Source organism: Pseudomonas fluorescens (assembly GCF_001307275.1).
Taxonomy (GTDB): domain Bacteria; phylum Pseudomonadota; class Gammaproteobacteria; order Pseudomonadales; family Pseudomonadaceae; genus Aquipseudomonas; species Aquipseudomonas fluorescens_AA.
This window is the reverse complement of record NZ_CP012831.1, coordinates 1,568,362-1,587,597: the sequence shown is the minus strand read 5'-3', so window position 1 is coordinate 1,587,597 and position 19,236 is coordinate 1,568,362. Positions and strand designations below refer to the sequence as shown.

18 protein-coding genes are annotated in these 19,236 nt (G+C 62.7%); 11 read left to right on the top strand and 7 right to left on the bottom strand.

What is annotated here, in order from left to right; genetic code table 11:
* Nucleotides 1–75: 75 nt before the first annotated feature.
* A complete protein-coding gene (locus AO356_RS07205) occupies nt 76–822 on the top strand; it encodes a FadR/GntR family transcriptional regulator (RefSeq protein ID WP_060739179.1) in 747 nt (248 codons plus the stop codon).
* Nucleotides 823–1,105: 283 nt separating this feature from the next.
* Here the strand turns inward: AO356_RS07205 and AO356_RS07200 are convergent, their stop codons facing one another.
* On the bottom strand, nt 1,106–1,489 hold the full coding sequence (locus AO356_RS07200) for a hypothetical protein (RefSeq protein ID WP_060739178.1): 384 nt from the start codon (nt 1,487–1,489) through the stop codon (nt 1,106–1,108).
* A 294-nt stretch (nt 1,490–1,783) separates the two neighbouring features.
* Between AO356_RS07200 and kdgD the strand changes: the two genes are divergently transcribed.
* The 5 genes from kdgD to AO356_RS07175 all read left to right on the top strand — a co-directional run bounded on the left by kdgD (nt 1,784) and on the right by AO356_RS07175 (nt 8,476).
* Nucleotides 1,784–2,695 carry a 5-dehydro-4-deoxyglucarate dehydratase gene (kdgD, locus tag AO356_RS07195; RefSeq protein WP_060739177.1) on the top strand — a complete coding sequence of 304 codons (912 nt, stop codon included), beginning with the start codon at nt 1,784–1,786 and terminating at the stop codon, nt 2,693–2,695.
* 116 nt (nt 2,696–2,811) lie between these two features.
* On the top strand, nt 2,812–4,257 hold the full coding sequence (locus tag AO356_RS07190) for an aldehyde dehydrogenase family protein (RefSeq protein WP_060739176.1): 1,446 nt from the start codon (nt 2,812–2,814) through the stop codon (nt 4,255–4,257).
* Nucleotides 4,258–4,342: 85 nt separating this feature from the next.
* Nucleotides 4,343–5,707: an MFS transporter gene (locus AO356_RS07185; protein ID WP_060739175.1), complete on the top strand. Its 1,365-nt coding sequence runs from the start codon at nt 4,343–4,345 to the stop codon at nt 5,705–5,707.
* Between the two features lie 13 nt (nt 5,708–5,720).
* Nucleotides 5,721–7,274: a galactarate dehydratase gene (garD, locus tag AO356_RS07180; protein WP_060739174.1), complete on the top strand. Its 1,554-nt coding sequence runs from the start codon at nt 5,721–5,723 to the stop codon at nt 7,272–7,274.
* A gap of 260 nt (nt 7,275–7,534) precedes the next feature.
* The gene (locus tag AO356_RS07175; RefSeq protein ID WP_060739173.1) at nt 7,535–8,476 is read left to right on the top strand and encodes an AEC family transporter; all 942 of its coding nucleotides are present in this window, start codon (nt 7,535–7,537) and stop codon (nt 8,474–8,476) included.
* A gap of 135 nt (nt 8,477–8,611) precedes the next feature.
* Here AO356_RS07175 and AO356_RS07170 read toward each other — a convergent pair whose 3' ends face one another.
* From AO356_RS07170 to gatC, 6 genes are all read right to left on the bottom strand, one after another.
* The gene (locus AO356_RS07170; RefSeq protein ID WP_025211835.1) at nt 8,612–8,992 is read right to left on the bottom strand and encodes a carboxymuconolactone decarboxylase family protein; all 381 of its coding nucleotides are present in this window, start codon (nt 8,990–8,992) and stop codon (nt 8,612–8,614) included.
* Nucleotides 8,989–10,050 carry a calcium/sodium antiporter gene (locus AO356_RS07165; RefSeq protein ID WP_060739172.1) on the bottom strand — a complete coding sequence of 354 codons (1,062 nt, stop codon included), beginning with the start codon at nt 10,048–10,050 and terminating at the stop codon, nt 8,989–8,991. Before AO356_RS07165 ends, AO356_RS07170 begins: the two co-directional genes overlap by 4 nt.
* Nucleotides 10,051–10,099: 49 nt before the next feature.
* Complete coding sequence (locus AO356_RS07160) at nt 10,100–10,477, bottom strand: septal ring lytic transglycosylase RlpA family protein (RefSeq protein ID WP_060739171.1); 378 nt, start codon at nt 10,475–10,477, stop codon at nt 10,100–10,102.
* A gap of 176 nt (nt 10,478–10,653) precedes the next feature.
* Nucleotides 10,654–12,099 carry an Asp-tRNA(Asn)/Glu-tRNA(Gln) amidotransferase subunit GatB gene (gene gatB / locus AO356_RS07155; RefSeq protein ID WP_060739170.1) on the bottom strand — a complete coding sequence of 482 codons (1,446 nt, stop codon included), beginning with the start codon at nt 12,097–12,099 and terminating at the stop codon, nt 10,654–10,656.
* A 10-nt stretch (nt 12,100–12,109) separates the two neighbouring features.
* Nucleotides 12,110–13,561, bottom strand: a complete 1,452-nt coding sequence (gene gatA / locus AO356_RS07150) for an Asp-tRNA(Asn)/Glu-tRNA(Gln) amidotransferase subunit GatA (RefSeq protein ID WP_018601844.1) — start codon at nt 13,559–13,561, stop codon at nt 12,110–12,112.
* Nucleotides 13,562–13,577: 16 nt separating this feature from the next.
* Complete coding sequence (gatC, locus tag AO356_RS07145) at nt 13,578–13,865, bottom strand: Asp-tRNA(Asn)/Glu-tRNA(Gln) amidotransferase subunit GatC (protein ID WP_020297123.1); 288 nt, start codon at nt 13,863–13,865, stop codon at nt 13,578–13,580.
* 214 nt (nt 13,866–14,079) lie between these two features.
* On the opposite strand from gatC, the gene mreB reads away from it, so the two are divergent.
* The 5 genes from mreB to rng all read left to right on the top strand — a co-directional run bounded on the left by mreB (nt 14,080) and on the right by rng (nt 19,183).
* Entirely contained in the window at nt 14,080–15,117 is a 1,038-nt protein-coding gene (gene mreB, locus AO356_RS07140) for a rod shape-determining protein MreB (protein ID WP_002555108.1), read from the top strand.
* Between the two features lie 141 nt (nt 15,118–15,258).
* Entirely contained in the window at nt 15,259–16,389 is a 1,131-nt protein-coding gene (mreC, locus tag AO356_RS07135; RefSeq protein ID WP_081015329.1) for a rod shape-determining protein MreC, read from the top strand.
* On the top strand, nt 16,386–16,874 hold the full coding sequence (mreD, locus tag AO356_RS07130) for a rod shape-determining protein MreD (protein WP_003197820.1): 489 nt from the start codon (nt 16,386–16,388) through the stop codon (nt 16,872–16,874). The genes mreC and mreD overlap by 4 nt, the downstream gene beginning before the upstream one ends.
* Before the next feature lie 198 nt (nt 16,875–17,072).
* Nucleotides 17,073–17,669: a Maf family protein gene (locus AO356_RS07125; protein WP_060739169.1), complete on the top strand. Its 597-nt coding sequence runs from the start codon at nt 17,073–17,075 to the stop codon at nt 17,667–17,669.
* A 56-nt stretch (nt 17,670–17,725) separates the two neighbouring features.
* Complete coding sequence (gene rng / locus AO356_RS07120; RefSeq protein WP_018613976.1) at nt 17,726–19,183, top strand: ribonuclease G; 1,458 nt, start codon at nt 17,726–17,728, stop codon at nt 19,181–19,183.
* Nucleotides 19,184–19,236: the final 53 nt, after the last annotated feature.

Below are 19,236 nucleotides of genomic sequence, written 5' to 3'. Positions count from 1 at the left end.
CTGCACCCACGGTGATCGTACAACCACGTTGCGCTATGATGTTGTCATTCAGCCGCTTGCCGAGACACAGACACAATGGAAAACCCGATCGACATACCCCGCCTTCCCCGCAAGCGCCGCAGCCTGGCGCAGGAGCTGGTGACGGTGCTGACCGAGCAGATTCGCGATGGCCTGCTCAAGCGTGGCGATAAATTGCCCACCGAGTCGGCGATCATGGAAGCCCATGGCGTCAGCCGCACCGTGGTGCGCGAGGCGATTTCCCGGTTGCAGGCCGCCGGCCAGGTGGAAACCCGCCATGGCATCGGCACCTTCGTGCTGGACACGCCCAGCCCGAGCGGTTTTCGCATCGACCCGGCCACGGTCGTCACCTTGCGGGACGTGCTGGCGATCCTGGAGCTGCGCATCAGCCTGGAAGTGGAATCCGCCGGGCTCGCGGCGCAGCGCCGCAGCGACGAACAACTGGCGACCATGCGCGCCGCCCTCGACGCCTTGAAGGAAAGCGCTGCCCACGCCAGCGACGCGGTGGCCTCGGACTTCGCCTTCCACCTGGAAATCGCCCTGTCCACCGGCAACCGCTACTTCACCGACATCATGACCCACCTGGGCACCAGCATCATCCCGCGTACCCGGCTGAACTCGGCGCGCCTGGCCCACGACGACCACCAGCACTACATGGATCGCCTGAGCCGCGAGCACGAGGAAATCTACGAAGCCATCGCCCGCCAGGACTCCGACGCGGCCCGTGCGGCCATGCGCCTGCATCTGACCAATAGCCGCGAGCGGCTGCGCCAGGCTCATGAAGAGGCCCAGGCCCAGGGTTGATCTGACCAGTCGAGCCACCGCTATCGCGAGCAGGCTCGCTCCCACAGTGATTTCTTGTGATCACTGGATTAAAGTCCGCCACAAAATCCCCCTGTGGGAGCGAGCTTGCTCGCGATGGCGGAGGGGCAGCTTATAGATAGGCTGGATGAGTGGCCTATTCGCGAGCAAGCTCGCTCCCACAATTGATCTCCTGTGGTCTCTGGATTCAGGTCCGCCACAATCCCCCTGTGGGAGCGAGCCTGCTCGCGATGGCGTCGGGTCAGCCGCCGCCGTGCCTGGGCGCCTAGGGCTCGATCTTCAACTTCACTGACGGGTCGGAATACAAGTCATACCCCGACTCATTGGCAAACCGGTAGCGCAGTTCAACCTGCCGGCCCAGATACTTTTGCAGTTCCGCCTTGGGCACGGTGACTTTCAGCCCCGTCAGTTTCACCATGCCGTCGTTGGCATCGTCCCAGGTGCCGGCCGCCACCTGCTGGCCGGACCAGTCGGGATGATCCTTGTTGGCGCCGAGAATCGGGTAGACCGACCAATCGGCGGAGATTTCATTCGAGTCAGGAATCTGGACTTCCAGATTGGCCCCCAGCTTCGACAGGTTGATCGTGACCTTCTCGGCGGGTTTGTTGCCTGAGAACTGGGTGAGGATGGGCAGTGCAAAATTAGCCATGGTGTCTCTCCCTGTGAGGCGACCGTGCACGTCGCATACGGTGACTCACTGTTAGATAGCTAGCCAGAAAACACCGGCCGGGCGGTCGCACGGCCACTGCTGCGTTATGCCTGCAACACACCGTCACGCCTACTGGCAGAGTCGACAGTGCTGACGAACGGTCCGTCGGCCTTTTTTACCCTTCGATGACGAAATGCAGTTGACGCAGATTATTTAAGTTGTACGATGACCTACAACTTCTGGCCGAAGCTTAACCATCTCACACAATCATTTGCGTCCCAGGGTGTTCGAATAATGAATCCACAAGAACTGAAGTCCATCCTCTCGTCTGGCCTGCTGTCGTTCCCGGTCACCGATTTCACTGCCCAAGGCGATTTCAATCGCGACAGCTACGTCAAGCGCCTCGAGTGGCTGGCCCCGTATGGCGCCTCTGCATTGTTCGCAGCGGGCGGCACTGGTGAATTCTTCTCCCTGGCCGCCAGCGAGTATTCGCAGGTCATCAAGACCGCCGTCGATACCTGCGCCACCAGCGTGCCAATCCTTGCCGGTGTTGGCGGTGCCACCCGCCAGGCCATCGAATACGCTCAAGAAGCCGAGCGCCTGGGTGCCAAGGGCCTGCTGCTGCTGCCGCACTACCTGACCGAAGCCAGCCAGGACGGCGTTGCCGCCCACGTTGAAGCCGTGTGCAAATCGGTAAAGATCGGCGTGGTGGTGTACAACCGCAACGTCTGCCGCCTGAACGCCACTCAGCTGGAACAACTGGCCGAGCGCTGCCCGAACCTGATCGGCTACAAGGATGGCCTGGGCGATATCGAACTGATGGTGTCGATCCGTCGTCGCCTCGGCGATCGTTTCAGCTACCTGGGCGGCCTGCCGACCGCTGAAGTCTACGCCGCGGCCTACAAGGCCCTGGGCGTTCCGGTCTACTCCTCGGCGGTGTTCAACTTCATCCCGAAAACCGCGATGGACTTCTACCACGCCATTGCCCGCGACGATCACGAGACCGTCGGCAAGATCATCGACGACTTCTTCCTGCCTTACCTGGACATCCGTAACCGCAAGGCCGGTTACGCCGTGAGCATCGTCAAGGCCGGCGCGAAAATCGTTGGCTACGACGCAGGTCCTGTGCGCACGCCGCTGACCGATCTGCTGCCAGAAGAATACGAAGCCCTGGCCGCGCTGATCGACAAGCAAGGCAAGCAATAACAGACCCGACAAGGCCGCTGAGTAATCAGCGGCTTTTTGCGTAAGGCTTGATCGTTCCCACGCGCTGCGGGGGAACGCCTCAAGACCAGACAGGCTTTTTGTTAGGAGGAGCATCCGTGGCAGATTCAAAGCGTTTCGATAACTACATCAACGGTCAGTGGGTGGCCGGTGCCGACTATTGCACCAACATCAACCCGTCTGACTTGTCCGATGTCATCGGTGAATACGCCAAGGCTGACGCAGCGCAAGTCAATGCCGCCATCGAAGCCGCCCGCGCCGCCTTCCCGGCCTGGTCGACCTCGGGCATCCAGGCCCGTCACGATGCCCTGGACAAAGTCGGCAGCGAGATCCTCGCCCGCCGCGAAGAACTCGGCCAACTGCTGGCCCGGGAAGAGGGCAAGACCCTGCCTGAAGCCATCGGCGAAGTGACCCGCGCCGGCAACATCTTCAAATTCTTCGCCGGTGAATGCCTGCGCCTGTCGGGCGATTACGTGCCGTCAGTGCGCCCAGGCGTCAACGTCGAAGTCACCCGTGAAGCCCTCGGTGTGGTCGGCCTGATCACCCCGTGGAACTTCCCGATCGCCATCCCCGCATGGAAGATCGCCCCAGCCCTGGCCTACGGCAACTGCGTGGTGATCAAGCCCGCCGAGCTGGTGCCGGGCTGTGCCTGGGCCCTGGCCGAGATCATTTCCCGCGCCGGTTTCCCGGCCGGTGCGTTCAACCTGGTGATGGGCAGCGGCCGCGTGGTCGGTGAAGTCCTGGTCAACAGCCCGAAAGTCGACGGCATCAGCTTCACCGGTTCCGTGGGCGTGGGCCGGCAGATCGCGGTCAACTGCGTGTCACGCCAGGCCAAGGTGCAGCTGGAGATGGGCGGCAAGAACCCGCAGATCATCCTCGACGACGCCGACCTCAAGCAAGCCGTCGAACTGGCGGTGCAGAGCGCGTTCTACTCCACCGGCCAACGTTGCACGGCCTCCAGTCGCCTGATCGTCACCGCCGGCATCCACGACAAGTTCGTTGCGGCCATGGCCGAGCGCATGCAGTCGATCAAGGTCGGTCATGCGTTGAAGGCCGGCACCGACATCGGCCCGGTGGTTTCCGAAGCCCAGCTCAGCCAGGACTTGAAGTACATCGACATCGGCCAGAGCGAAGGCGCGCGGCTGGTGAGCGGTGGTGGTTTGGTGACGTGCGACACCGAAGGTTACTTCCTGGCGCCGACCCTGTTCGCCGACAGCGAAGCCTCGATGCGCATCAGCCGCGAAGAGATCTTCGGCCCGGTGGCCAACGTCGTGCGCGTGGCCGACTACGAGGCGGCGCTGGCGATGGCCAACGACACCGAGTTCGGTCTGTCCGCCGGTATCGCCACCACCTCGCTGAAGTATGCCAACCACTTCAAGCGCCATTCCCAGGCGGGCATGGTGATGGTCAACCTGCCGACCGCCGGCGTGGATTACCACGTGCCGTTCGGCGGGCGCAAAGGTTCGTCCTATGGTTCGCGTGAGCAAGGTCGCTACGCGCAAGAGTTCTACACCGTGGTTAAAACTTCTTACATCGGATCGTAAGTGCGACACCGCCAGGGCGGGTGATCCCGTCCTGGCGTCACAATCTGCTGACCCGCATAAAAATAAATAGTGGGAGTACATCTACATGCAAGCGACCAAGCCGACACACGTCCGCTATTTGATCCTGCTCATGCTGTTCCTGGTGACGACGATCAACTATGCCGACCGTGCCACCATCGCCATCGCAGGCTCCAGCCTGCAAAAAGACCTCGGCATCGATGCCGTCACCCTCGGTTACATCTTCTCCGCTTTCGGCTGGGCCTATGTGGCCGGGCAGATCCCTGGCGGCTGGCTGCTCGACCGTTTCGGGTCGAAAAAAATCTATGCCTTGAGCATTTTCACCTGGTCGCTGTTCACCGTGCTGCAAGGCTATGTGGGTGAATTCGGCATGTCCACGGCCGTGGTTGCGCTGTTCATGCTGCGCTTCCTGGTTGGGCTGGCCGAAGCGCCGTCCTTCCCGGGCAACGCACGGATCGTCGCCGCCTGGTTCCCCACCGCAGAACGCGGCACCGCCTCGGCGATCTTCAACTCGGCGCAGTATTTCGCCACCGTGTTGTTCGCACCGCTGATGGGCTGGATCGTCTACCGTTTCGGCTGGCAGCACGTGTTCATCGTGATGGGCGTGATCGGCATCGTGTTCTCGCTGATCTGGCTGAAAGTGATCTACAGCCCTCGTCAGCACCCGATGATCAACGAGGCCGAGTTCAATCACATCGCCGCCAACGGCGCGATGGTCGACATGGACCAGGACAAGGGCAAGGAAAAGAAAGCCGACGGTCCGAAGTGGGATTACATCCGTCAACTGCTGACCAATCGCATGATGCTCGGCGTTTACCTGGGCCAGTACTGCATCAACGGCATCACGTACTTCTTCCTGACCTGGTTCCCGGTGTACCTGGTGCAGGAGCGCGGCATGACCATCCTTAAGGCCGGTTTCATCGCGTCCTTGCCGGCCATCTGCGGTTTCATCGGTGGCGTGCTGGGCGGGGTGATTTCCGACTACCTGCTGCGCAAGGGCCACTCGCTGACCTTCGCCCGCAAAGCGCCGATCATCGCCGGCCTGCTGGTGTCCAGCAGCATCGTGGCGTGCAACTACGTGGACATCGAATGGATGGTGGTGGGCTTCATGGCCCTGGCCTTCTTCGGTAAAGGCGTGGGCGCATTGGGCTGGGCCGTGGTTTCCGACACGTCGCCAAAACAGATCGCCGGTTTGAGCGGTGGCCTGTTCAACACCTTTGGTAACCTGGCGTCGATCACTACGCCGATTGTCATCGGCTACATCATCAGCTCCACCGGTTCGTTCAAGTGGGCACTGGTGTTCGTCGGTTGCAACGCGCTGATGGCGGTGTTCAGCTACCTGGTCATCGTGGGGCCGATCAAGCGTGTCGTGCTCAAGGAACCAACGGCCAAGGATGCCGGCATCTCCAGCCTGTCCGAAGCGAAATCCTGAAGGAGCGGCAGCAATGCAATTGATTGAACATGCCGACTCGCCCCGTTACATCCGCTTGCATGAGCGGGACAACGTGGTGATCGTCGTCAACGACCAGGGCGTACCGGCCGGGACCGAGTTCCCGGACGGCCTGGTCACCGTGGACTTTGTGCCCCAGAGCCACAAGGTCACGCTGCAGGATGTTCCCGAGGGCGGCGAGGTGATTCGCTATGGCCAGGTCATCGGCTACGCGCTGCAACCGATCCCCCGTGGCAGTTGGGTCAAGGAAGACCAGTTGCGTATGCCCACCGCGCCGCCGCTGGACAGCTTGCCGCTGTCCACCGACGTGCCGGCGGCCGATGCGCCGCTGGAGGGCTACACCTTCGAGGGTTATCGCAACGCCGACGGCACCGTCGGTACGCGCAACATCCTGGGCATCACCACCACGGTGCAGTGCGTGACCGGGGTGCTGGACCATGCGGTCAAGCGCATCAAGGATGAGCTGCTGCCCAAGTACCCGAACGTCGATGACGTGGTGGCGCTGACCCACAGCTACGGCTGTGGGGTGGCGATCACCGCCACCGATGCGTACATCCCGATTCGTACCGTGCGTAACCTGGCACGCAACCCGAACCTGGGTGGCGAAGCGCTGGTGATCAGCCTGGGCTGCGAGAAATTGCAGGCCGGGCAGGTGATGCATGAGGGCGACAGTTCGGTGGACCTCAGCGAGCCGTGGTTGTATCGCTTGCAGGATTCGAGTCACGGGTTCACCGAAATGATCGAGCAGATCATGGAATTGGCCGAGACACGCCTGAAGAAACTCGACCTGCGTCGTCGCGAAACCGTGCCGGCCTCGGAGCTGATCCTGGGCATGCAGTGCGGTGGCAGCGATGCGTTTTCCGGCATCACCGCCAACCCGGCGCTGGGGTATGCCTCGGATCTGTTGCTGCGCGCCGGGGCGACGGTGATGTTTTCCGAAGTCACCGAAGTGCGCGATGCGATCTACCTGCTGACCTCCCGGGCGCAAACCCAGGAAGTCGCCCAGGAGCTGGTGCGGGAAATGGACTGGTACGACCGCTACCTGGCCAAGGGCGAGGCCGATCGCAGTGCCAACACCACGCCGGGCAACAAGAAGGGCGGGCTGTCGAACATTGTCGAAAAATCCCTGGGCTCGATCGTCAAGTCTGGCAGCAGCGCGATCAACGGCGTGCTCGGCCCGGGCGAACGCTTCAAGCAAAAGGGCCTGATCTTCTGTGCCACGCCGGCCAGTGATTTTGTCTGCGGCACCTTGCAACTGGCGGCGGGGATGAACCTGCATGTGTTCACCACCGGCCGGGGCACGCCGTACGGCTTGGCCATGGCCCCAGTGGTGAAGGTCTCGACCCGCACCGAACTGGCCCAGCGCTGGCCGGACCTGATCGACATCGACGCCGGCCGGATCGCCACCGGACGGGCGACCATCGAAGAGTTGGGTTGGGAACTGTTCCACTACTACCTGGACGTGGCCAGCGGCAAGAAGCAGACCTGGGCCGAGCGGCACAAGCTGTACAACGACATCACCTTGTTCAACCCGGCGCCGATAACTTGATGATGTCGTGATCGCTGGAGACCCAGTGTGGGAGCGAGCTTGCTCGCGATGGCGGTGGTTCAGCTCGCATTGATGTTGGATGTGCCGCCGTCTTCGCGAGCAAGCTCGCTCCCACAGGGGGCTGCGGTGAATGTGGATTCTGTGTTTACCAAAGAACCAATGTGGGAGCGAGCCTGCTCGCGATAGCACTTCACCAGACGCCAGTGCCGTGAGTGGCTTATCATTAGCCACCTAACGACACCCCTCTCAAGGTCCCCGGCATGCTGGCAATTTTCCTCGAAACCCTGAACGTCACCGCGCCGGTGTTTGCCATGCTGTTTCTGGGGGTGTTGCTCAAGCGCATCGACTGGATCAACGACAACTTCATCCACATCGCCTCGTCCCTGGTGTTCAACGTCACCATGCCGGCGCTGTTGTTCCTCGGCATCCTGCACGCGGACCTGCACGCGGCGTTGCAGCCGGCTCTGTTGATCTATTTTTCCATCGCCACCCTGGTGAGCTTTGCGATGGCCTGGGGCTGGGCGATCTGGCGTTGCCCGCGGGAAGATCGCGGCATCTATACCCAAGGTGCGTTTCGCGGCAACAACGGGGTCATCGGCCTGGCGCTGGCGGCGAGCATGTATGGCGACTACGGGATTTCCCTGGGGGCGATTCTCGCGGCGCTGGTGATCCTGTTCTACAACACCTTGTCGACCATCGTGCTGGCGGTCTACAGCCCGGTGATCAAGTCCGATCCGTGGAGCATCTGCAAAAGCGTGATCAGCAATCCGCTGATCATCAGCGTGATCGTCGCCGCGCCGTTCGCCTACTGGCAGATCGGCGTGCCCAACTGGTTCGAGACCTCGGCCAAATACCTGTCGCAAATGACCTTGCCCCTGGCGCTGATCTGCATCGGCGGTACGCTGTCGCTGGCGGCCCTGCGCAAGAGTGGCAAGATGGCCCTGAGTTCGAGCCTGGTGAAAATGGTCGGCCTGCCGCTGGTGGCCACCCTCGGTGCCTGGCTCTGGGGCTTTCGTGGGGCGGAACTGGGGATCCTGTTCCTGTACTTCGGCAGCCCCACCGCCGCCGCCAGCTTCGTCATGGCCCGGGCGGCCGATGGCAACCATGAACTGGCGGCGGCGATCATCGTGATCACCACCTTGATGGCGGCGATTACCACCAACCTGGGGATCTTTGTGTTGCAGTGGGGTGGGTGGATCTAGGCTTGGGCTTGCGGTGTTCTGGAGGTCCAATCGCGAGCAAGCTCGCTCCCACAGGAGGTTCGTGGCGTACACAAATTTTGTGTTCAGCGCCGGTCAACTGTGGGAGCGAGCTTGCTCGCGATAGCGATCTAACGATCACTCCGGCTTCTGGTAACTATCGATCACTTCCTGCGCCGCCCGAAACGCATCGATCGCCGCCGGCACGCCCGCGTACACCGCGCAATGCAGCAACGCCTCGCGAATTTCTTCCACCGTGCAACCGTTGTTCAGCGCGCCGCGCACGTGGCCTTTGAGTTCCTGCGGGCACTTGAGGGCGGTGAGGGCGGCCAGGGTGATCAGGCTGCGGGTCTTCAGCGGCAGCCCCTCGCGTTGCCAGACACTGCCCCAGGCATGTTCGTTGACGAAGTCCTGCAACGGCTGGGTGAACTCGGTGGCGTTGCCCAGGGCGCGGTCGACGAACGCGTCGCCCATGACCTGGCGACGCATGTCCAGGCCGGTCTTTGGAGTGTCGGTCATGGCAAATCCCTCTTGTGGTGTTGGCGGCGCCAGGCGCGCAGGGAGGTGAACAGCAAAAACGCGAGCAGGGCCGGCAGCACATAGAACAGCATCAGCCGTTCCAGTTGACCGGCCAGGGGCATGCCGGTGGTGAACGACACCACGTGCAGCCCGTAGGCCAGGTACAAGCCCAGGAACAACAGGCCTTCGGCGCGGGTAACGCGATAACCGGAATAGAACACCGGCAGGCACAGCACCGCCACGCCGAGCATCACCGGCAGGTCGAAATCCAGGGCGTTCGGCGAGACCGACAGTGGCGTGGGCGCGGCGAGGGCGGTGACTCCCAGCACGCCCAGCAGGTTGAACAGGTTGCTGCCGATCACGTTGCCCACCGCAATGTCCCGCTGGCCCCGCAAGGCGGCGATCAGCGAAGTGGCGAGTTCCGGCAGCGAGGTGCTGACGGCGACGATGGTCAGGCCGATGATGCGTTCCGAGAGGCCGAGGTCCGTCGCCACTTCCACCGCCGCCCCCAGCAACAGGTGTCCGGCGAAAACCAGCATCGCCAGGCCCGACGCGATCATCAACACACTTTTGACCCAGGACAGCTGGGCCACGTTGCCCCCCACCGGGTGCGGTCGCCCCGAATGCCGTGACTGGCGCAGCAACAGCCCGAGGTACACCGCCAGGGCCAGCAGAAGCCAGACGCCGTCCAACCGGGTCAGTTCTTCATTCCAGGCCAGCACGAACACCAACAGGCTGGCGCCGATCATCAGCGGGATGTCCAGGCGTACCAGTTGGCGCGAGACGCGCAACGGAATGATCAGCGCCGACAACCCGAGGGTGACGAGGATGTTGAAGATGCCGCTGCCGATCACGCTGCCCACGGCGATGTCGGCGTTCTGTGCCAGGGTCGCTTGCAGGCTGACGGCCATTTGCGGCGCGCTGCTGCCGAAGGCGACGACGGTCAGGCCGATGATCAGCGGTCGTACCTGCAAGCGTGCCGCCAGGCCCACGGCGGCGCGCACCAGCAGTTCGGCGCCGCCGATCAGCAACAGCAGGGCGCCGAACAATTCGATCAGGCTGAGCAGCGGTAGGGCGGTGAGTAGGGAAATGGCCGGGCTCCGTCTATCAATCGTCGAGGGCTTGCACGCGCACTCGTGCGGTGCCGCTGCGCAGCATGCCCAGTTGCTCGGCGGCTTCGCGGGACACGTCGATCAAACGGCCTCGGGAGTATGGGCCACGGTCGTTGATGCGCACCACCACGCTGTTACTGTTGCCCAGGTTGGTGATTTTCACCCGAGTGCCGAACGGCAACTGGCGATGGGCGGCGGTCAGGCCGTGCTGGTTGAAACGCTCGCCACTGGCGGTGCGCTTGCCATGGTGCCTGGCACCGTAATAAGAGGCGACGCCGGTCTGGTCGTAGCCGTGTGGATCGACCGTCCCGCTCTGGCTGGCGCAACCGGCCAGCAGGGACAGCAGGGCGCAGGCGCCGAGGAGACGCTTCATTCGAAAGTTTCCAAATACAAATGTGGGAGCGAGCCAGTGGGAGCAAAGCTTGCTCGCGACGAACGATAACTCGGTCCACTGATAGATCGAGGTGTCTTCATCGCGAGCAAGCTTTGCTCCCACAGGCTCGCTCCCACAGGGAATTGAGCCAGACAGCAAGACTGGCTCCATGTCCATCAGCCCTCGAGCTTGCTTTTCAGCAGTTCGTTGACCTGCTGCGGGTTGGCCTTGCCCTTGGAGGCTTTCATGGCCTGGCCGACGAAGAAGCCGAACATCTTGCCGCGCTTGGCTTCGTCTGCCGCGCGGTATTGTTCGACCTGCTCGGCGTTGGCCGCGAGCATCTCATCGAGCACGGCGCTGATCGCCCCGGTGTCGGTGACCTGTTTCAAGCCGCGCTTCTCGATGATCTCGTCGGCGCTGCCTTCACCATTGGCCATGGCTTCGAACACCATCTTGGCGATCTTGCCGGAAATGGTGTTGTCCTTGATCCGCAGCAGCATGCCGCCCAGTTGCTCGGCCGAGACCGGCGACTCATCGATTTCCAGGCCCTGCTTGTTCAACAGGCTGCCCAACTCGACCATCACCCAGTTGGCCGCCAGCTTGGCGTCGCCGCCGATGCTCACGACTTTTTCGAAGTAATCGGCCTGTTCGCGGCTGGTGGCCAGGACGTTGGCGTCATAGCTCGACAGGCCGAACTGCGCCTGGAAGCGCTCGCGTTTCTGCGGCGGCAGTTCCGGCAGGGTGGCGCGCACGTCATTGAGGAACGAGTCCTCGATGACCACCGGCAGCAGGTCCGGGTCGGGGAAGTAACGGTAGTCGTTGGCTTCTTCCTTGCTGCGCATCGGACGGGTCTCGTCCTTGTTCGGGTCATACAGGCGGGTTTGCTGGATGACTTTGCCGCCGTCCTCGATCAGTTCGATCTGGCGCTGGATCTCGCTGTTGATCGCCTTCTCGATGAAGCGGAACGAGTTGACGTTCTTGATCTCGCAGCGGGTGCCGAACTCGACCTGGCCCTTGGGCCGGATCGACACGTTGCAGTCGCAGCGCAGCGAGCCTTCGGCCATGTTGCCATCGCAGATGCCCAGGTAGCGCACCAGCGCGTGGATCGCCTTGACGTAGGCCACGGCTTCCTTGGCGCTGCGCATGTCCGGCTCGGAGACGATCTCCAGCAGCGGCGTGCCGGCACGGTTCAGGTCGATGCCGGTGGCGCCGTTGAATTCTTCGTGCAGGCTCTTGCCGGCATCTTCTTCCAGGTGCGCCCGGGTGATGCCGACGCGCTTGACCGTGCCGTCTTCCAGGGCGATGTCCAGGTGGCCCTTGCCGACGATCGGCAGTTCCATCTGGCTGATCTGGTAGCCCTTGGGCAGGTCCGGGTAGAAGTAGTTCTTGCGGGCGAACACGTTGTGCTGGCCGATCTCGGCGTCAATCGCCAGGCCGAACATCACCGCCATGCGCACGGCTTCGGCGTTGAGCACCGGCAGCACGCCGGGCATGCCCAGGTCGACCAGGCTGGCCTGGGTGTTGGGCTCGGAGCCGAACGTGGTGGAGCTACCGGAAAAGATTTTCGACCGGGTGGTGAGCTGGGTATGAATCTCCAGCCCGATCACGACTTCCCATTGCATGTGTTTCTCCTCAGAAGCCGGTTGGGGTGCGGGTGTGCCAGTCAGTGTTCAACTGATACTGGTGAGCCACGTTGAGCAGGCGGCCTTCCTGGAAATACGGCGCGAGCAGTTGCACGCCCACCGGCAGGCCATCGACGAAACCGGCCGGCATGGACAGGCCCGGCAAGCCGGCGAGGTTGGCGGTGATGGTGTAGACGTCTTCCAGGTACTCGGCGACCGGGTCACTGTTCTTGGCGCCGAGCTTCCAGGCCGGGTTCGGCGTGGTCGGGCCGAGGATGATGTCGACTTCGTTGAAGGCGGCCATGAAGTCGTTCTTCACCAGGCGGCGGATTTTCTGCGCCTTGAGGTAATAGGCATCGTAGTAGCCGGCGGACAGCGCATAGGCACCGACCATGATCCGGCGCTGCACTTCGGCACCGAAGCCTTCGCCACGGGAGCGCTTGTACAGGTCGATCAGGTTTTCCGGGTTCTCGCAGCGATAGCCGAAGCGCACACCGTCGAAGCGCGACAGGTTCGAGGACGCTTCCGCCGGGGCGATCACGTAGTACGCCGGAATCGCGTGCTGCATGTTCGGCAGGCTGATTTCCTTGATGACCGCGCCGAGCTTCTCCAGCGCTTTGACACTGTTGTGGACCAACTCGGCGATGCGCGGGTCGAGGCCGGCGCTGAAGTATTCCTTCGGCACGCCGATGCGCAGGCCTTGCAGCGAGCCGTTGAGGCTGGCGCTGTAGTCCGGCACGGGCTCATCGATGCTGGTGGAATCGTTCGGGTCGAAGCCGGCCATGCCTTGCAGCAGGATCGCGCAGTCTTCGGCGGTGCGTGCCAGCGGGCCGCCCTGGTCGAGGCTGGAGGCGTAGGCGATCATGCCCCAGCGCGAGACACGACCGTAGGTCGGCTTGAGGCCGGTGAGGTTGGTGAACGCCGCTGGCTGGCGAATCGAGCCGCCGGTGTCGGTGGCGGTGGCGGCCGGCAACAGGCGCGCGGCCACGGCGGCGGCGGAACCGCCGGACGAGCCGCCCGGTACGTGTTCCAGGTTCCAGGGGTTTTTCACCGCGCCGTAGTAGCTCGACTCGTTGGCCGAGCCCATGGCGAATTCGTCCATGTTGGTCTTGCCCAGGGTCACGGTGCCGGCGGCGGCCAGCTTGGCGACCACGGTGGCATCGTACGGGGCCTTGAAGTTGTCGAGCATCTTCGAGCCGCAGCTGGTGCGGATGCCCTGGGTGCAGAACAAGTCCTTGTGGGCAATCGGCGCACCGAGCAGGGCGCCGGTTTCACCGTTGGCGCGGCGCGCGTCGGCGGCCTTGGCCTGGCTCAGGGCCAGCTCCTGGGTGAGGCTGATGAAGCTGTTGAGCTGCGGGTCGAGCTGGGCGATGCGCGCCAGCAGGACCTGGGTCAGCTCTTCGGAAGAAAACTTTTTGTCGGCGAGTCCGCGGGCGATCTCGGCCAGGGTCATGTGATGCATGAGAGGCTCTTTCCCTTTAGTCGATGACTTTCGGAACCAGGTACAGGCCGTTTTCGACCGCTGGTGCGATGGACTGGTAGGCCTCGCGATGATTGGACTCGGTCACGACGTCGGCGCGCAGGCGCTGGCTGGCTTCCAGTGGGTGGGCCAGCGGTTCGATACCGTCGGTGTCGACCGCCTGCATCTCGTCGACCAGCCCCAGAATGCTGTTCAGGGCAGAAGTGATGTGTGGAAGATCGGCTTCATTGAGGCCCAGACAGGCCAGATGAGCGATTTTTTCCACGTCGGAGCGTTCAAGCGCCATGGGATTCTCCAGTGGAAAACAAAACGGACGCAGTCTGTCCGTGTGTTAGATTGTCGGAACACTACCGCATTTCTACGGCCCTACGGCCGCGATTGTGGGGTTTGGTGCGCAGAAAAGCGGTCAATTTAACATATTGGCGCCTTGCCCAAAATCCCTGTCGTTGTTAGAGTTTGCCGCACTTTTTTACCCACGCGTTGCCTAGGGTCCCTTTCCCATGTTCAAGAAACTGCGTGGCATGTTTTCCAGCGATCTTTCCATCGACCTGGGCACTGCCAACACCCTTATTTACGTGCGCGAGCGCGGTATCGTCCTGAATGAACCCTCGGTCGTGGCCATCCGCACCCACGGTAACCAGAAAAGTGTCGTGGCTGTCGGTACGGAAGCCAAGCGCATGCTGGGCCGTACACCGGGCAACATCGCGGCCATTCGCCCAATGAAGGACGGCGTGATCGCCGACTTCAGCGTCTGCGAAAAGATGCTGCAGTACTTCATCAACAAGGTTCACGAAAACAGCTTTCTGCAGCCCAGCCCTCGTGTGCTGATCTGCGTTCCATGCAAGTCCACCCAGGTAGAGCGTCGCGCTATCCGTGAATCGGCCCTCGGTGCCGGTGCCCGTGAAGTGTTCCTGATCGAAGAACCCATGGCCGCTGCCATCGGTGCCGGCCTGCCGGTGGAAGAAGCCCGCGGCTCGATGGTCGTCGACATCGGTGGCGGTACCACTGAAATCGCGCTGATCTCCCTCAACGGTGTGGTCTACGCCGAATCCGTACGTGTGGGCGGCGACCGTTTCGACGAAGCGATCATCACTTATGTGCGTCGCAACTACGGCAGCCTGATCGGCGAATCCACCGCCGAGCGTATCAAGCAGGAAATCGGCACGGCCTACCCGGGCGGTGAAGTACGTGAAGTCGACGTGCGCGGTCGCAACCTGGCCGAAGGCGTTCCACGGGCCTTTACCCTCAACTCCAACGAGGTGCTCGAAGCGCTGCAAGAGTCGCTGGCGACCATCGTCCAGGCCGTCAAGAGCGCCCTGGAGCAGTCGCCGCCGGAACTGGCGTCGGACATCGCCGAGCGCGGCCTGGTGCTGACCGGTGGTGGCGCGCTGTTGCGTGACCTCGACAAGTTGTTGGCCCAGGAAACCGGCCTGCCGGTGATCGTTGCCGAAGACCCGTTGACCTGTGTTGCCCGCGGCGGTGGCCGTGCATTGGAAATGATGGACAAGCACACCATGGACCTGCTCTCCAGCGAATAAGTCTGGCGCAGTGGTCTATGTTGTTCGCTCTCGGGCAGCACTTTGCAGTGCTGCCCGTTGGCGTTTATCTTCTGTCATTCGTATCCAGGCCGGTCTGATGCCGTATGAATAAAGAAAACATTTGCCTGGGAGGAGCGGCCTATTAAACCGCTTTTCGCCAAAGGCCCCTCATTGGGTGTGCGCCTGCTGGTGCTGACCGTGCTATCGGTCGCGCTGATGGTGGTCGATGCCCGCTTCACGCTGCTCAAGCCTGTACGCAGCCAGATGTCGCTGGTGTTGATGGAATCCTATTGGATCACCGACCTGCCGCAGCGCTTGTGGCAAGGTGTCGCCAGCCAATTTGGCAGCCGGACCGAACTGGTCGCCGAAAACGAAAAACTCAAGACCGAAAACCTGCTGTTGCAGGGGCGCATGCAGAAGCTGGCGGCCCTCACCGAGCAGAACGTGCGACTGCGCGAGTTGCTCAACTCCTCCGCACTGGTCAACGAGAAGGTCGAAGTGGCCGAGTTGATCGGCATGGACCCCAACCCCTTCACCCACCGCATCCTGATCAACAAGGGCGAGCGCGACGGTGTGGTCCTTGGTCAACCGGTGCTCGATGCCCGGGGCCTGATGGGCCAGGTGGTGGAGTTGATGCCTTACACATCTCGCGTGCTGTTGCTGACCGATACCACCCACAGCATTCCGGTGCAGGTCAACCGCAACGGCCTGCGGGCGATTGCCAGCGGCACCGGCAACCCGGAGCGCCTGGAGCTGCGGCACGTGGCCGATACCGCCGATATCAAGGAAGGCGACCTGCTGGTCAGCTCCGGCCTCGGCCAGCGTTTCCCGGCCGGGTATCCGGTGGCAACGGTCAAGGAAGTCATCCATGACTCCGGCCAGCCGTTCGCCATTGTGCGCGCGGTGCCGACGGCGGCGCTGAATCGCAGCCGCTACCTGCTGCTGGTCTTCAGCGACAACCGCACGCCCGAAGAGCGCGCCAACGACGCCGCCGTGGCCCAGGAAGCCCAGGACCGGCAGGGCGGCGAGTCGGCCGCCCCGGCTACGGCTGTGCCGGCGCCAGTCCCAGCCATCGTGCCAAAACCACCCGTGCCTGCACCGGCTACGGCAACGACGCCGGCCGCTGCTCCGGCCGCACCTGCTGCGAAACCGACCCGCTCGGCTACCCACGCGCCCGCCGCGCAGCCAGCTCAGCCAGCCCGGCCCGCCGCCAAACCGCCAGCCTCCACGCCGGCCACTGCGCCAGCCACCAGGGGAGCACGAGAAGAATGAGCAGTACCCAATCCGGTAACGGCTGGATGGTCTGGTTGACCTTCGCCATCGGCCTGTTGCTCAGTGTTTCGCCGCTGCCGCAATTCATGGAAATCCTGCGCCCCCTGTGGCTGGCCCTGTTGCTGGCCTTCTGGGCGCTGGCGTTGCCCCACAAGGTCGGCATGGTCACCGCCTGGTGCCTCGGCCTGGCCGAGGATGTGCTTTACGGCACGCTGCTGGGGCAGAACGCGTTGATCCTGACGCTGATTACCTTCCTGGTGCTGTCGCTGCAACAACGCCTGCGGATGTTCCCCATGTGGCAGCAGTGCCTGGTGATTCTGGTGATCTTCGGTCTGGCGCAACTGGTGCAGCTGTGGCTCAGCGCGCTGACCGGCAATCGCCAGCCAACCCTGGCGCTGGTCTTGCCAGCCCTGGTCAGTGCCTTGCTCTGGCCATGGGTCAGCTTCGGTTTGCGTGGCCTGCGCCTGCGTTTCAAAATCAACTGATTCGGTCAGGATATCTACACTTTTTCTGATGACTTACATCCCTGTGGCGAGGGAGCTTGCTCCCGCTCGGTTGCGTAGCGACCGTAAAAGTTGGGGCCGCTACGCCCGAAGCGTCGGGCCGGCCCAGCGGGAGCAAGCGCCCTCGCCACAAAAGCTGTTTTTGTCTGGATGGCTGTGCTTTGAGAGGGAGATGTCTTGATGAAACCGCTTTACCTCGCCTCAGGCTCACCGCGTCGGCGTGAGCTGCTCACGCAGATCGGCGTGCCCTTTACCGCCATTGGCGCCGACATCGATGAAACACCCCTGGATCACGAACCCCCCTCGGCCTATGTCGAGCGCCTGGCGCGCGGCAAGGCCGAGGCTGGGCGGCGAGCCCTGGACGCCGATGTGGATGGCTGCGTGCTCGGTGCGGACACCGCCGTGGTGCTGGAGGGGCGGATTCTCGGCAAGCCAGTGGACCAGGCCGACGCCTTGTCCATGCTGCTGAGCCTGTCTGGTCGCGACCATGAAGTGCTGACCGCCATTGCCGTGCTGGACGGCTCGAGCTGCGAATCACGGGTGGTGCGCAGTCGGGTGCGTTTTCGCCCCATCACCGAACAGGAAGCGCTGGCCTATTGGGCCAGCGGCGAACCTCGGGACAAGGCCGGCAGCTATGGTATCCAAGGGCTGGGCGCGGTGTTCGTCGCCGGGCTCGAAGGCAGCTATTCGGCCGTGGTTGGCCTGCCCCTGTGCGAAACCGCAGAACTGCTGGGCCATTTCGGCATACCCTGTTGGCAAACCTTGAGCGCGCGCTGAGCGCCGTCTGACTTGATGCGGCCATTATCGTGAACATGCCTGAACGAGACCCTGCCATGAGTGAAGAGATCCTGATCAACATCACGCCGATGGAATCGCGCGTGGCGGTGGTTGAAAACGGTGTGCTGCAAGAGGTCCACGTCGAGCGCACGCAAAAGCGTGGCATCGTTGGCAATATCTACAAGGGCAAGGTGGTGCGAGTGCTGCCGGGCATGCAGGCGGCCTTCGTCGACATCGGCCTGGACCGCGCGGCGTTCATCCATGCGTCGGAAATCTCCATGCGTGAAGGGCCGGCCGTGGAGAGCATCAGCGCGCTGGTGCACGAAGGCCAGAGCCTGGTGGTGCAGGTCACCAAGGATCCCATCGGTTCCAAGGGCGCCCGCCTGACTACGCAGTTGTCGATTCCGTCTCGCTACCTGGTGTACATGCCGCGCACCGCCCACGTCGGCATTTCCCTGAAGATCGAAGACGAAGCCGAGCGCGAGCGCCTCAAGCAGGTGGTCAGCGACTGCGTGGAAAAAGAAGGCATCAAGGAAGCCGGTGGGTTCATCCTGCGCACCGCCGCCGAAGGGGCCGGGGCCGATGAGATCCTCATGGACATCCGCTACCTGCGAAGGCTCTGGGACCAGATCGCCGCGCAGATCAAGACCATCGCCACCCCCAGCGTGATCTACGAAGACCTGGGCCTGGCACTGCGGACCTTGCGCGACCTGGTCAGCCCCAAGATCGAGAAAATCCGTATCGACTCCCGGGAAACCTTCCAGAAAACCACGCAGTTCGTCGCCGAACTGATGCCGGAAATCGCCGATCGCCTGGAACATTACCCTGGCGAGCGGCCGATTTTCGACCTGTACGGGGTCGAGGATGAAATCCAGAAAGCCCTGGAGCGCAAGGTGCCGCTCAAGTCCGGCGGTTACCTGGTGGTCGATCCGGCCGAAGCCATGAGCACCATCGACGTCAACACCGGAGCGTTCGTCGGCCATCGCAACCTGGAAGAAACCATCTTCAAGACCAACCTGGAAGCCGCCACGGCGATTGCCCGCCAACTGCGCCTGCGCAACCTGGGCGGGATCATCATCATCGACTTCATCGACATGGAAGATGAAGAGCACCAGCGCCAGGTGCTGCGGACCCTGGAAAAACAACTCGAACGCGATCACGCCAAGACCAACATCATCGGGATCACCGAACTGGGCCTGGTGCAGATGACCCGCAAGCGCACCCGCGAAAGCCTCGAGCAGGTGCTGTGCGAGCCGTGCAGCAGTTGCCAGGGGCGCGGCAAGCTCAAGACCCCGGAAACCGTGTGTTACGAAATCTTCCGGGAAATCCTCCGGGAGGCGCGCGCCTACCAGGCGACCGGCTATAGAGTGTTGGCCAACCAGAAAGTGGTGGATCGCCTGCTCGACGAGGAGTCAGGCAATGTCGCGGAGTTGGAAGCGTTTATCGGACGCACGATTCGTTTCCAGGTCGAAACCATGTATTCCCAGGAACAATACGACGTGGTGTTGCTCTGAAGAGCTTGGGAAGCGGCGGGCCCGCGGATTTGATTATCTTTGCCAGGGGAGCC